The organism is Rhodopseudomonas sp. P1, assembly GCF_039642825.1.
Classification (GTDB): domain Bacteria; phylum Pseudomonadota; class Alphaproteobacteria; order Rhizobiales; family Xanthobacteraceae; genus Rhodopseudomonas; species Rhodopseudomonas palustris_H.
Genome location: NZ_CP088006.1, coordinates 3,882,384 through 3,895,023 on the forward strand (window position 1 = coordinate 3,882,384; position 12,640 = coordinate 3,895,023).

At 66.5% G+C, this 12,640-nt stretch carries 11 protein-coding genes; 8 read left to right on the forward strand and 3 right to left on the reverse strand.

The features are described 5' to 3' along the window. The first annotated feature begins 120 nt into the window (after window positions 1-120). The 5 genes from LRC39_RS17985 (at window position 121) to LRC39_RS18005 (ending at window position 5,336) form a co-directional block, all read left to right on the forward strand. Complete coding sequence (locus tag LRC39_RS17985) at window positions 121-2,715, forward strand: ATP-dependent helicase (RefSeq protein ID WP_346295158.1); 2,595 nt, start codon at window positions 121-123, stop codon at window positions 2,713-2,715. Beyond that, window positions 2,715-2,999, forward strand: a complete 285-nt coding sequence (locus tag LRC39_RS17990) for a type II toxin-antitoxin system HicB family antitoxin (protein ID WP_346295159.1) — start codon at window positions 2,715-2,717, stop codon at window positions 2,997-2,999. The genes LRC39_RS17985 and LRC39_RS17990 overlap by 1 nt, the downstream gene beginning before the upstream one ends. A gap of 72 nt (window positions 3,000-3,071) precedes the next feature. Further along, a complete protein-coding gene (locus LRC39_RS17995) occupies window positions 3,072-3,362 on the forward strand; it encodes a type II toxin-antitoxin system HicB family antitoxin (RefSeq protein ID WP_346295160.1) in 291 nt (96 codons plus the stop codon). A 289-nt stretch (window positions 3,363-3,651) separates the two neighbouring features. Beyond that, the gene (locus LRC39_RS18000) at window positions 3,652-4,572 is read left to right on the forward strand and encodes an ABC transporter ATP-binding protein (protein ID WP_346295161.1); all 921 of its coding nucleotides are present in this window, start codon (window positions 3,652-3,654) and stop codon (window positions 4,570-4,572) included. Between the two features lie 2 nt (window positions 4,573-4,574). Next, window positions 4,575-5,336, forward strand: coding sequence for an ABC transporter permease (locus LRC39_RS18005; protein WP_107345288.1), 762 nt, complete (start codon window positions 4,575-4,577; stop codon window positions 5,334-5,336). An 85-nt stretch (window positions 5,337-5,421) separates the two neighbouring features. Here the strand turns inward: LRC39_RS18005 and LRC39_RS18010 are convergent, their stop codons facing one another. Next, entirely contained in the window at window positions 5,422-5,769 is a 348-nt protein-coding gene (locus LRC39_RS18010) for a hypothetical protein (protein WP_107356324.1), read from the reverse strand. 268 nt (window positions 5,770-6,037) lie between these two features. Here LRC39_RS18010 and LRC39_RS18015 point away from each other — a divergent pair, with 268 nt between their 5' ends. Then, on the forward strand, window positions 6,038-6,808 hold the full coding sequence (locus LRC39_RS18015; RefSeq protein ID WP_164573875.1) for a L,D-transpeptidase: 771 nt from the start codon (window positions 6,038-6,040) through the stop codon (window positions 6,806-6,808). 62 nt (window positions 6,809-6,870) lie between these two features. On the opposite strand, the gene LRC39_RS18020 is transcribed toward LRC39_RS18015, so the two are convergent. After that, window positions 6,871-9,150: a spermidine synthase gene (locus LRC39_RS18020; RefSeq protein WP_346295162.1), complete on the reverse strand. Its 2,280-nt coding sequence runs from the start codon at window positions 9,148-9,150 to the stop codon at window positions 6,871-6,873. A gap of 161 nt (window positions 9,151-9,311) precedes the next feature. Here LRC39_RS18020 and LRC39_RS18025 point away from each other — a divergent pair, with 161 nt between their 5' ends. Then, window positions 9,312-10,922, forward strand: a complete 1,611-nt coding sequence (locus tag LRC39_RS18025) for a phytoene desaturase family protein (RefSeq protein WP_346295163.1) — start codon at window positions 9,312-9,314, stop codon at window positions 10,920-10,922. A gap of 68 nt (window positions 10,923-10,990) precedes the next feature. Here the strand turns inward: LRC39_RS18025 and LRC39_RS18030 are convergent, their stop codons facing one another. Then, entirely contained in the window at window positions 10,991-11,293 is a 303-nt protein-coding gene (locus tag LRC39_RS18030) for a hypothetical protein (RefSeq protein WP_346295164.1), read from the reverse strand. 444 nt (window positions 11,294-11,737) lie between these two features. On the opposite strand from LRC39_RS18030, the gene LRC39_RS18035 reads away from it, so the two are divergent. Then, window positions 11,738-12,628, forward strand: coding sequence for a 50S ribosomal protein L11 methyltransferase (locus tag LRC39_RS18035; protein WP_107346672.1), 891 nt, complete (start codon window positions 11,738-11,740; stop codon window positions 12,626-12,628). Window positions 12,629-12,640 lie beyond the last annotated feature (12 nt).

Here is a 12,640-nt window from a genome sequence, read left to right on the forward strand (position 1 = left end):
CTGCGATGCGCGCCCGAACCTGTCGATAGCGGCCCGCCGCGCCTATATCGGCGGATAATCCTGCTCTAAAGGCTCCCCTTCGAGCCCCGCAGCCCGGCTGTGGGTGGTAAAACGATTCGCATGACCGATCCGACCAAGCGCCAGCCTCTCGACCTCTCCAGCTATCAGCCCGCCGCCGGCGGCATCGCCGCGCGCGCCCGCGCCGCGGCTGGCCCGGCCTATCTGTCCGGCCTCAATCCGGAGCAGCGCGACGCCGTGGAGACGCTCGACGGCCCGGTGCTGGTGCTGGCTGGCGCCGGCACCGGCAAGACCCGCGTGCTGACCACGCGGATCGCCCATATCCTTTCCACCGGCCGCGCCCGCCCCGCCGAGATCCTGTCGGTGACCTTCACCAACAAGGCCGCGCGCGAGATGAAGCTGCGGCTCGGCCAGATGCTCGGCCAGGCGGTCGAAGGCATGCCGTGGCTCGGCACCTTCCATTCGATCGGCGGCCGCATCCTGCGCTATCACGCCGAACTGGTGCAGCTCACCTCGAACTTCACCGTGCTCGACACCGACGACCAGATCCGCCTGCTCAAGCAGCTGCTCGCCGCCGACAATATCGACGACAAGCGCTGGCCGGCGCGAATGCTGGCCGGACTGATCGACGGCTGGAAGAACCGCGGCCTGACGCCGTCGCAGGTGCCGGCCGGCGAAGCCGCAATGTTCGGCAACGGCCGCGGCGGCAAGCTCTACGCTCAGTATCAGGAGCGGCTGAAGATCCTCAACGCCGCCGATTTCGGCGATCTGCTGCTGGAAAACATCCGGCTGTTCCGCGAACATCCCGACGTGCTGCGGCAGTATCAATCCCGATTCAAATTCATCCTGGTCGACGAGTATCAGGACACGAACGTCGCACAGTATCTCTGGCTGCGGCTGCTGTCGCAGGCGCCAAGCAAGCCGACACCCACACGCGAAGTCGAGCCCCTCCTCACCTCTCCCCATCGGGGAGAGGTCGGCGAGCGTAGCTCGCCGGGTGAGGGGGGACGGCCGTCCGAGAGCGCGGTGCCCCCTCACCCCACCCCTCTCCCCGATGGGGAGAGGGAGCAGGCCGCCGTCGTCGAAACGCACAAGGCGCCCCCCAAAAACATCTGCTGCGTCGGCGACGACGATCAGTCGATCTACGGCTGGCGCGGTGCCGAGGTCGACAACATCCTGCGCTTCGAGCACGACTTTCCCGGCGCAAAGGTCATTCGCCTTGAGCGCAACTATCGCTCCACCGGCCACATCCTCGCCGCCGCGTCGCACCTGATCGCCCACAATGAAGGCCGGCTCGGCAAGACGCTGCGCACCGAGGATGTCGACGGCGAGATGGTCACCGTCACCGGCGCGTGGGATTCGGAAGAAGAAGCCCGCGCCATCGGCGAAGAGATCGAGCAGCTGCAGCGTCAGGGCCACGCGCTCAACGAGATCGCCATCCTGGTGCGCGCATCGTTCCAGATGCGCGAGTTCGAAGACCGCTTCGTCACCCTCGGCCTGCCCTACCGGGTGATCGGCGGCCCGCGGTTCTATGAGCGCGCCGAAATCCGCGACGCGCTGGCTTACTTGCGGGTGATCAACTCGCCCGCCGACGACCTCGCCTTCGAGCGCATCGTCAACGTACCGAAGCGCGGCCTCGGCGACGCCACCGTGCAGATGCTGCATGATCACGCCCGCAAGCGCCGTATTCCGCTATTCGAGGCGGCGCGGATGGTGATCGACACCGACGAGCTGAAGCCGAAAGCGCGCGGCAGCCTGCGCGCACTGATCGAGAGTTTCGAACGCTGGCAGGTGCAGCGCGACGCGCTGGCGCACACCGAGCTTGCCGAGATCGTGCTCGACGAGAGCGGCTACACCGAGATGTGGCAGAAGGATCGCTCCGCCGATGCCGCCGGCCGGCTGGAAAACCTGAAAGAACTCGTCCGCTCGATGGAAGAGTTTGAGAACCTGCAGGGCTTCCTCGAACATATCTCGCTGGTGATGGATCGCGAAGGCGGCGCCGACGAGGACGCCGTCAGCGTGATGACGCTACACTCCGCCAAGGGCCTCGAATTCGAGACTGTGTTCCTGCCCGGCTGGGAGGAAGGACTGTTTCCGCATCAGCGCGCGCTCGACGAACAGGGCCGCGCCGGCCTCGAGGAAGAGCGCCGCCTCGCCCATGTCGGCATCACCCGCGCCCGCAAGCGCGCGAAGTTGTACTTCGCCACCAACCGCCGCATCCACGGCACCTGGAACACCACTATCCCGTCGCGCTTCCTCGATGAACTCCCGGCCGCCAATGTCGAGATCACCGAGTCGAAAGGCGGCTCCGGCTGGGGCGGCATGAGCGGCTACGGCCCGTCGCGGTTCGACAACGTCGAGTCGTTTGGCTCGAGCTATTCGACCCCGGGCTGGCAGCGCGCCCAGGCGCAGCGCGGTCGCAGCGGTGGCGGCAGCAACGGTGGCCGCAGCGGCGGCTTCGGCGAGAGCGGTTCGTCCTACTCATCCGGCACCGCCCGCCGCGCCCCCTTCACCATCGAGGGCGAGCTGGTCGCTAAATCCACCGGCACCGAGTCGGCGTTCTCGCTGAAGGATCGCGTCTTCCACCAGAAGTTTGGCTACGGCCACGTCACCAAGATCGACGGCAACAAACTCACCATCGTGTTCGACAAGGCCGGCGAGAAGAAGGTGGTCGATAGTTTCGTGGAGCGGGTGTGATGGCGCACTACGTCGCCTTGATCCATCAGGACGCCGACGGCAGCTACAGCGTGTCGTTTCCCGACATTCCAGGCGTCGTCACCGCCGGCGAGACGATCGAAGAAGCCGAAGAGGAAGCCGCCGAGCTTCTCGCCTTTGCGGCCGAAGACCCGGACGGCACCATCGTGTTCAATCCGCCGCGCACGCTCGACGAACTGAACAAAAATCCGGCCTTCGTCGCAGCGAGCAAAGACGCGATCGTGGCGCTGATCGAATTTGATGCCGAAGCCGACGCGGCCGAATAGGGGTCGGGCGGAAGACATGTTTGAGCATGCCATCTATAAGGGCGCAGGCTGGTAGCCGGATTGAGGTCGGCCATGACCCACTACATTGCCATCATCGAAGACGCCGGTCCGGACGTGGCGGTCGGGGTATGGTTTCCGGACCTGCCCGGTTGCGTCTCCGCTGGCGACGACATCGACGAGGCGCTGCGCAATGCGCCAGAGGCGCTGGAGCTGTACCTCGAGCAGGTCGAGCAGGACGGCAGGCCGCTGCCGAAGCCTCGCACACTAACTGAGCTGAAGGCCGACCCCGAAGTCGCGGACGACATTCGGGATTACATCGTCGCGCTGATCGAAACGCCGACCCGCGCCCACGCGGCGGAGTGACATCCCCAGCCTTTCCCCTTCATTGCGAGCCAACGGGTCGGCGCGGAGCCCTGCCCGATGACAGGCGCCGCGAAGCAATCCAGGGCGCGGTGCACGGGGTTATGGAGCTTCGTCGGCTTCGCCTCCTCGCGCGGTGAGGGTCGGTGCCACAAAGCCGCGACGCGAAATTTTCCTCTCCCCGGCCTGTTCATCCTGTCGGTTGCGCCGCCCCTTGGCCGTCCTTATGTAAGCCGCCCGCACGTCCCGGCTGCGGTCCGCCTTTCCCGCGCCCCACGTTTCGCGAGCCCGCATGGCCCCGATCATTTCCGTCAAGAATCTGAGCAAGACCTACGGCACCGGGCGCAAGGCGCTGAACGGCGTCAGCCTCGACATCATGGGCGGCGAGATTTTCGCGCTGCTCGGGCCGAACGGCGCCGGCAAGACCACGCTGATCGGCACGATCTGCGGGCTGGTCAATCCGACCGGCGGCACGGTGACGGTCGACGGCCACGACATCATCACCGACTATCGGGCGGCACGCGAGCTGATCGGGTTGGTGCCGCAGGAGCTGCACACCGATGCATTCGAGTCGGTGTGGGACACGGTCAGCTTCTCCCGCGGCCTGTTCGGCAAGCCGAAGAACCCGGCGCATATCGAGAAAGTGCTGCGCGACCTGTCGCTGTGGGACCGCAAGGACTCTAAGATCATCACGCTGTCGGGCGGCATGAAGCGCCGGGTGATGATCGCGAAAGCGCTCAGCCACGAGCCGCAGATCCTGTTTCTCGACGAGCCGACCGCAGGCGTCGACGTCGAACTGCGCAAGGGAATGTGGGAGGTGGTGCGCGCCCTGAAGGCGACCGGCGTCACCATCATCCTGACCACGCACTACATCGAGGAAGCCGAGGAGATGGCCGACCGCGTCGGCGTCATCAACCATGGCGAGCTGATCCTGGTCGACGAGAAATCGGCGCTGATGCAGAAGCTCGGCAAGAAGCAGCTCAAGCTGCATCTCGACGCCCCGATCGACACGGTGCCGCCGCAGCTCGCCGCCTATGGCCTGACGCTGTCGGACGATCGCAACAAGCTGATCTACACCTACGACACCCGCGCCGAACACACCGGCATCACCGCGCTGCTCGGCGACGTCCGCGCCGCCGGCATCCGCTTCCACGATCTCGACACCAGCCAGAGCTCGCTGGAGGAGATCTTCGTCAGCCTGGTGAGGACGTGAGCATGAACCTGCGGGCGATCCGCGCGATCTATCTGTTCGAAATGGCGCGGACCTGGCGGACGCTGATGCAGAGCATCGTATCGCCGGTGCTGTCGACTTCGCTGTATTTCATCGTGTTCGGCGCCGCGATCGGCTCGCGGATCGACCAGGTCGAAGGCGTCAATTACGGCAGCTTCATCGTGCCCGGCCTGATCATGCTCAGCGTGCTGACGCAGAGCGTCGCCAACGCCTCGTTCGGCATCTATTTCCCGAAATTCACCGGCACCATTTACGAGATCCTGTCGGCGCCGGTGTCGTTTCTGGAAATCGCAGTCGGCTATGTCGGCGCCGCGGCCAGCAAATCGATCATCCTCGGCCTGATCATCCTGGCCACCGCCGGCCTGTTCGTGCCGCTGCACATCGCTCATCCCGTCTGGATGTTCGCGTTTCTGGTGCTGACCTCGGTGGCGTTCAGCCTGCTCGGCTTCATCATCGGCATCTGGGCCGACGGTTTCGAGAAGCTGCAAGTGGTGCCGCTCTTGATCATCACGCCGCTCACCTTCCTGGGCGGCAGCTTCTATTCGATCTCGATGCTACCGCCGGTCTGGCAGACCATCGCGCTGTTCAACCCGGTGGTTTATCTGGTCTCCGGCTTCCGCTGGAGCTTCTACGAGATCGCCGACGTCAATGTCGCAGTCAGCCTCGCCGCGACCTTCGGCTTCCTGCTCGCCTGCCTCGCGGTGGTGTGGTGGATCTTCAAGACCGGCTATCGCCTGAAGGCCTGAGCGCAGCAGCTTCGTCACCAGACACGCCGCAAACAAAAAGGCGCGATCCGATGGCCGCGCCTTCGTTGTTTATGAGCCGCTCGTCTTAGCGGCGATAGCAGCGGAAGTTGCCGCTCCGGGTGTAATAGCCCTTGCAGCGATGGCCGCGGTGATAGCGATAGCGCGGGCCGTGGTTCGGCAGGCCGAGCACACCGTTCACCGCACCCACCGCGCCGCCGACGCCAGCACCAATCGCGCCGCCCACAGCGCCGCCGATCGGTCCGGCCGCGCGATTGCCTTCACGGGCGCCCTGCTCCGCGCCGCGCACGATGCCCTGCGAATGACCGGCGGTCGGAATCGCCAGCACCGCGAGCGCCAGGGCGGCTGCTGCGAACAGTGCTTTGAACGGGGTGTGCTCGGCGCGAACGGCAAACGCCTTGGCGGTGGTCTTCATCGATGTCCCTCCGGATTGAAACGCCCGACAGAACGCCGGGCGCGGACTCTGCAGCACATTAACACGCCCGCGCGCCTCGGGTTCCCGTTTCGCCGAGATTCCGCCGTGGTGGTGTCTTGATGCTGCCGCTGGAGTCGCCGAAGCCATCTTAACGATGCCGAAGGTTTTGCCGCTGCGGCACAGCGGCGACTGGAAACTGTCGCAGCCGCTATGCATATTACCATCGGGCGGGCAAGGAAGTGAAAGGATCGGGCCAGGAGGCCGCACAATGCGTTCGTATCTCGTATCTCTTACCGGCCTGATCCTGCTGGCGGTCTCAAGCACCGCTCAGGCGAAAGTCGCCATCACCGTCGACAAGGACAATCAGCAGCTCACCGTCGCGGTCGACGGCGTCGAGCGGTACCGCTGGCCGGTGTCGACCGGCAATCCGTCGCACGAAACGCCGAACGGCAAATTCCAGACCTTCCGGATGGAAGCCGACCATTACTCGAAGGAGTTCGACGATGCGCCGATGCCGCATTCGATCTTCTTCACCAAGCAGGGTCACGCCATCCACGGCACCGACGCGGCAGGCAAGCTCGGCGTGCCGGTGTCGCACGGCTGCGTGCGGCTGTCCCGCGACAACGCCGCGACGCTGTACGCGCTGGTCGAGAAGGAAGGCGTGCTCAACACCACCGTGACGCTGACCGGCTCGTCGCAGGTCGCGCTGGCGCGGCTGAAGAGCAAGGGCGGCAATGCCATCGCCCGCGCCGAACCGCTGCCATCTCCGACCTATGATGCCAACGGCCAGCCGATCGACCTGGTGCCGAGCCGGCCGCGCGCGGTGCGCCCGCAGGTCACCGATGACGGCTACATCTATCCGGCCGACGGCAGCTACGCCGACCGCCGCTACCCGGCCCCTCCCGGCTATCGCCGCGTCGCGCCGCCGCAATACGGCTACGTCGAAAACGATTCCTACGCCCAGGATTACGCGCCGCGACGCTATTATCAGCCGCGCGGCTATTATGACGGCGGCTATGGCGGCTACTCGGCGTACTGAGCCGAGCCACGACTGATCCGATTGAAACGCGCGGCCTCCTCCGGCCGTCCGTTTTGCTTTGCCTAATCCTCGCCGTCGCGCAGCCGGCGCCACACCGCGCCGAGCACGTTGGAGTAGTCGTCGGTCCACACCCGATCGCCGTCGCGCGGCGCGGTCAGTGTCCAGTCTTCGTTGGCGGCGAGCCGGCCGATGTCCGCAGCCTCGCGGGCCGAGATCACCACCGAGGTGGCGAAGATGTATTCGGCATCGCGCCCGGCATCCTGCGACGCGACCCAGCTCTTCAGCCCGTTGGCGTCGGCGATGCCGACCGCCACGCTCGCCAGTTCGAGATGACGGTTGGAGACATGCATCAGCACCGCGCCCTGCGGCGCCAGCTTGGCCTTGTAGATCGCCATCGCCTCGCGAGTGGCGAGATGGATCGGGATCGCGTCCGACGAATAGGCATCGACGATGATCAGGTCGTAGGCGCCGTCCGGCTCGTGCGCGAAGGTCAGCCGCGCGTCGCCGACCACCGGCTGCAAATCCGGCGCGCATTTGCTGACGAAGCTAAAATACTTCGGATCGCGCGCGGTATCGATCATCGACTGGTCGATCTCGAAGAACCGCCAATGCTCGTCCGGTGCCGCCGCGCAGGTCAGCGTGCCGGAGCCGAGCCCGATCACCGCAACGCGGATCGGGCCGCCCTTGCGCTCGCGGAGCGCGGTGATCGCCTGCCCTATGCCGCCATCCTTGTGGTAGTACGAGATCGGCTCGGGCCGCCCGGTGACCGGCGAGCCATCGTCGTTCAGTACGCGCTCGGCGCCGTGGATCGTGGTGCCGTGCAGCAGCACATGGAAGCGTCCATCCGCCGTCACCTGGATCTTGTGCACGCCGAAGAAGCTGCGCACCGTCTCGATCCGCCCCTCGTCAGCCGGATACAGCCGGATCAACACCAAGGCGAGCACGACGGTGGCGAGCAGCTTGGCCGGGGCTGCGCGCAGCACCACCGCGAGGACCACGCCGAGCCCGACGACATCGCCGATCACCAGCACGCGGTTGGTGGCGAACCATTCGTGCAGCTTTCCCGTGGTGAACGCCGAGGTGATCAGCACCACCGCCAGCGCGGCGATCAGCAGCCAGATCGCCACCGACCATTGCGGCCGCCATTCCGGCGTCTGCGGCCGGCACAGCACCGCCAGCGCCAGCAGGATCGGATATTCGGCGATCCAGGAGAACGTGTACGGCGCCAGCAGACCGGCGAACAGGCCGCCGACCATGCCGCCGAACGACAGCGCCACGTAGAAGCCGGTGAGATACCGCGCCGGCGGCCGGGTCCGCGCCAGCTCGCCATGGCAGGCCATCGCGATGATGAAGAAGCACACCAGGTGTCCGCCAAGCGTCAGCAGCAGATTGTGCTCGGAGGCCGAATAAGCCAGCAACACCACGATCACCGCGATCGCGATCGGCTGCAGCGCCAGCATCCATTTGTGCGGAAGCAGCGGCCGCGACTGGAACACCAACACCCAGGTGAGCAGGTACAGCGACAGCGGCAGCACCCACAGCAGCGGCGCGGCGGCGACGTCGGTCGAGATGTGCGCGGTGACGGCGATCAGCAGCCCGGACGGCACCGCGGCGAGAAATACCCAGCGCCCCACCGTCAGCCATGATGGCGCCGGGACGTCCTGATCGGCGGCAATCACGTCGGCCGCAGCGGTGACCGGCGCGCGCAGCAGAAGCACGCCGCAGGCGGCGATCAGCAGGATCAGCACGCCGTAGCCGGCGGTCCACATCAGGTTCTGCAGCCGCAGCGTCAGCAGCGGCTCGAGCAACACCGGATAGGACAATAGCGCCAGGAAGCTGCCGATATTGGACGCCGCATAGAGGAAGTACGGATCGCGGCCGTCGGGATGGCCGGTGCGGACGAACCACGCCTGCAGCAGCGGATTGTTGGCGGCGAGCGCGAAGAACGGCAGACCGATCGACACCGCGAACAGGCCGAGCAGCCACAGCTCATAGCCGCTCGCGGGCGGCGTGCCCCATCCGCCGGCGATCGCCAGCGGCAGCGTCAGCAGCGCGACGACCAGCACGAGCAGGTGCACCACGACCGGCACTCGGCGATCGGCAAACCGGCTCAGCCCGTGCGCATAGGCGTAGCCGGCGAGCAGCAGCGACTGGAAGAACACCATCGCCACCGACCACACCGCCGGCGAGCCGCCCAGCCGAGGCAGGACCATCTTGGTGAACAGCGGCTGCACGGAAAACAGCAGCAGCGCGCTGACGAAGATCGCGGTGGTATAAACGATCAGGATCTGCCGGTTGCGCGCCGGGCTGGCCGGGCTCGCGGCGAGGGTCGGTTCGGTCATGGCGTCTCCTGCTGCGGTCCGCCGCGGCGGACGCTGGACATCGTCGGCCATGGCGATGGATTCCGGCAGGCCCGTGACGCGCCGCATCCTAGCGTCGCTCTGTGAACAATGGCAAAACCAGCCGCGAACGTGTCTGTCACATCCGGTCCGGGAACCTTCCGATGTCCGATCCCGACGTCCTGATCATCGGTGCCGGTCACAACGGCCTCACTTGCGCGGCGTATCTGGCGCGCGCGGGATTGAAGGTGAAGGTGGTGGAGCGCCGCAGCGTGGTCGGCGGCGCCGCGGTGACGCAGGAGTTTCACCCCGGCTTTCGCAACTCGGTCGCGGCCTACACGGTCAGCCTGCTCAATCCGAAAGTGATCGCGGACCTGAAGCTGCACGAACACGAGCTCAGAATCGTCGAGCGCAAGGCGCAGAACTTCCTGCCCGCGCCGGACGGCCAATATCTGCTCACTGGCAACAACTTCACCGCCGCCTCGCTGGCGCGGCTCAGCCCGCATGATGCCGCAGCGTTCGGCGGGTTCGCGGCCGAGCTCGAAATCATCGCCGATGTGCTGCGGCACTTCGTGCTGCGCGCCCCGCCCAATCTGGTGGCGCAGTTCGGCTTGCCGGCGATCCGCGAGAGCCTGAACGCGCTCGGAACCGCCAACCGGCTGCGGGCTCTCACCATGGAGCAGCAGCGGTTGCTGCTCGATCTGTTCACCTGCTCGGCCGGCGAGATGCTCGACGCCCGGTTCGAGCACGATCTGGTCAAGGCGCTGTTCGGCTTCGACGCCATCGTCGGCAACTACGCCAGCCCCTACGCCGCCGGCTCGGCCTATGTGATGCTGCATCACGCCTTCGGCGAGGTGAACGGCAAGAAGAGCGTCTGGGGTCACGCGATCGGCGGCATGGGCGCGATCAGCCAGGCGATGGCCGCGGCGGCCCGCGCGGCCGGCGCGGAGATCGAGACCTCCGCTGGCGTGCGCGAGGTGCTGGTCGAGAAGGATCGCGTGGTCGGCGTCACCCTCGACGACGGCCGCAGCATGCGGGCGCGGTTTGTGGCGTCCAACGTCAATCCGAAGCTGCTGTACACCCGCCTGCTGCCGCAGGATGCGCTGCCCGACGACGTCCGGCGCCGGATGCAACACTGGAAGACCGGTTCAGGCACGTTCCGGATGAATGTCGCGCTGTCGCGGCTGCCGTCGTTCACCGCACTGCCCGGCGACGGCGACCACCTCACTGCCGGCATCATCATCGCGCCGAGCCTCGGCTATATGGACCGCGCCTATCAGGACGCCCGCGCCCATGGCTGGAGCCGCGAGCCAGTGGTCGAGATGCTGATCCCGTCGACGCTCGACGACAGCCTGGCGCCGAAGGGGCAACAGGTCGCCAGCCTGTTCTGCCAGCACGTCGCCCCGGAGCTGCCGGACGGCGCCTCCTGGGACGACCATCGCGACGAGGTCGCCGACCTGATGATCGCCACCGTCGACCGCTACGCGCCGGGCTTTGCCGCTAGCGTGCTCGGCCGCCAGATCCTGTCGCCGCTCGACCTCGAACGCGAGTTCGGCCTGCTCGGCGGCGACATCTTCCATGGCGCGCTCAGCCTGAACCAGTTGTTCTCGGCGCGCCCGCTGCTGGGCCACGCCGACTATCGCGGCCCGCTGAAAGGTCTCTACCACTGCGGCAGCGGCGCCCACCCCGGCGGCGGCGTCACCGGCGCCCCCGGCCATAATGCGGCCGCCGCGATCCTCAACGACCACCGCAGCCTGTTCGCAAGCCGTGGGTAAGGTTGGGGATAAGCCTGTGGATAAACTGTGGAAAACTTGTAGATGAACAGTGCGGCTACGGGCGTTTTTCAGCCGCGCAGGCAGCGCTTGGCTTCGGCGATCTGCGCCCAGCTGTAGCCGTTCTTGAGCGCCCAGGCGATCGACTTGGCCCGGCCGTGCTCGCTGACGTAGTAGCGCACCGTGACGCAATCGACGCCTGCCGGAATGGCGGTCTGCCCGGCTGGGAAAGCGACCGGCGTCACGCCGCCCTGCCCCTCGGCGAAAGCCGCGGGCGTGCCGACGGTTGCGAGCAAGGCTGAAACGATCACAATGGTAGACAGTTTTCGGCGCCGGGTGGCGGCCGCGCACGGAACTTCGTTGGCCTTGCTCATCAAACCTCATGTCGTTGTCGGGGATCGTCGCTGGCGGCGCCGTCATTGGAGCTGCGGCCAAGCGCGCGAACCCATTGGCCAAAGAACAAGGCGACAATAGGACTCTCACAACCAAAACTTGAAACGCAGCCGACACGGAACTGGTTCCGCGCATCTATTCGCAACCGCTATCCGTGGGCGCGGACCACTCCCCGGAAAGCGTGTGCGTAACAGAACTTCCGAGTCGTTTTCTGTCCCACGCACATAGGCTTCGCAGCCGTTCGTCACGCTGTGCACGAATCTGTCGACAAATTGCGCGAAGGCTGTGGAGAACTGTGAATCTTGCGGATTCAACCCTGTGCATAAGTCATGGACAAGCTGTGCGTTTCCGGCGCAGAAGCGGTGGACGATCTGTTGAGAGATCACTTCAGCCGCGCCCTTTCGCTGCCAACCTTCGGACCTGCCATGACTGATCCCGCCCCCACTGTCCGCGCCAGCTTCGTGCTTGGCGACGAGGCCACCGCCCGCCGCGTCACCGACCTGCTCGGCGAGTGCTTCGACGAGGCCGAGATGGCGATCGCGGCGTTCGAGCGGCCGGACCGCAGCTGGGAGGTGGCGCTGCATTTCGGCGAGCAGCCGAACCTCGACCATATCCGCGAGCTGGTGGCACAGGCCGCCGGCCCCGAGGCCGCGCAGGCGATCAGCCTTGAAACCGTCGCCGCCAAGGATTGGGTCGCAGCGAGCCTGGAAGGGCTGGTGCCGGTCCCGGCCGGCCGCTTCGTCGTCCATGGCAGCCACGACCGCGACCGTGTCCCGGCCAACAAGCTCGGCATCGAGATCGAAGCGGCGCTGGCGTTCGGCACCGGCCATCATGGCACCACCCGCGGCTGCCTGACGCTGCTCGATCTGGTGTTGCGCGCCGGCCCGCCGCAGCGCGTGCTCGACCTCGGCACCGGCACCGGCGTGCTGGCGATCGCCGCCGCCAAGGCACTGCGCCATACCGTGCTCGCCACCGACATCGACAAGCAGTCGGTCGCTGTCGCGCGCGAGAATGCGCGGCTCAATGGCGTCGGCAATCTGGTTCAGGCCGAATGGGCGACCGGCTTCGCCTCGCCGGTGTTCGCGGCCCACGCCCCGTTCGATCTGGTGCTGGCGAACATCCTCGCCAACCCGCTGCGGGCGCTGGCCCAGCCGATGAGCGAGCACCTCGCGCCCGGCGCCCTGGTGATCCTGTCGGGGCTGCTGCAGCCGCAGGCGCAGAGCGTGATCGCGGCGTATCGGGCGCGCGGCTGCGTGCTGCTGAGGCAGCTGGTGATCGAAGGCTGGAGCAGCCTGCTGCTGGTGAAGACGTTCTAACGGGGAGCGCTG

What these genes read in the sequence shown, in the direction of transcription:
- LRC39_RS18020 (WP_346295162.1), bottom strand. Translation starts at nt 9,150, where the DNA reads ATGACCGAACCGACCCTCGCCGCGAGCCCGGCCAGCCCGGCGCGCAAC.
- LRC39_RS17995 (WP_346295160.1), top strand. Translation starts at nt 3,072, where the DNA reads ATGACCCACTACATTGCCATCATCGAAGACGCCGGTCCGGACGTGGCG.
- LRC39_RS18010 (WP_107356324.1), bottom strand. Translation starts at nt 5,769, where the DNA reads ATGAAGACCACCGCCAAGGCGTTTGCCGTTCGCGCCGAGCACACCCCG.
- LRC39_RS18000 (WP_346295161.1), top strand. Translation starts at nt 3,652, where the DNA reads ATGGCCCCGATCATTTCCGTCAAGAATCTGAGCAAGACCTACGGCACC.
- LRC39_RS18015 (WP_164573875.1), top strand. Translation starts at nt 6,038, where the DNA reads ATGCGTTCGTATCTCGTATCTCTTACCGGCCTGATCCTGCTGGCGGTC.
- LRC39_RS17985 (WP_346295158.1), top strand. Translation starts at nt 121, where the DNA reads ATGACCGATCCGACCAAGCGCCAGCCTCTCGACCTCTCCAGCTATCAG.
- LRC39_RS18030 (WP_346295164.1), bottom strand. Translation starts at nt 11,293, where the DNA reads ATGAGCAAGGCCAACGAAGTTCCGTGCGCGGCCGCCACCCGGCGCCGA.
- LRC39_RS17990 (WP_346295159.1), top strand. Translation starts at nt 2,715, where the DNA reads ATGGCGCACTACGTCGCCTTGATCCATCAGGACGCCGACGGCAGCTAC.
- LRC39_RS18005 (WP_107345288.1), top strand. Translation starts at nt 4,575, where the DNA reads ATGAACCTGCGGGCGATCCGCGCGATCTATCTGTTCGAAATGGCGCGG.
- LRC39_RS18025 (WP_346295163.1), top strand. Translation starts at nt 9,312, where the DNA reads ATGTCCGATCCCGACGTCCTGATCATCGGTGCCGGTCACAACGGCCTC.
- LRC39_RS18035 (WP_107346672.1), top strand. Translation starts at nt 11,738, where the DNA reads ATGACTGATCCCGCCCCCACTGTCCGCGCCAGCTTCGTGCTTGGCGAC.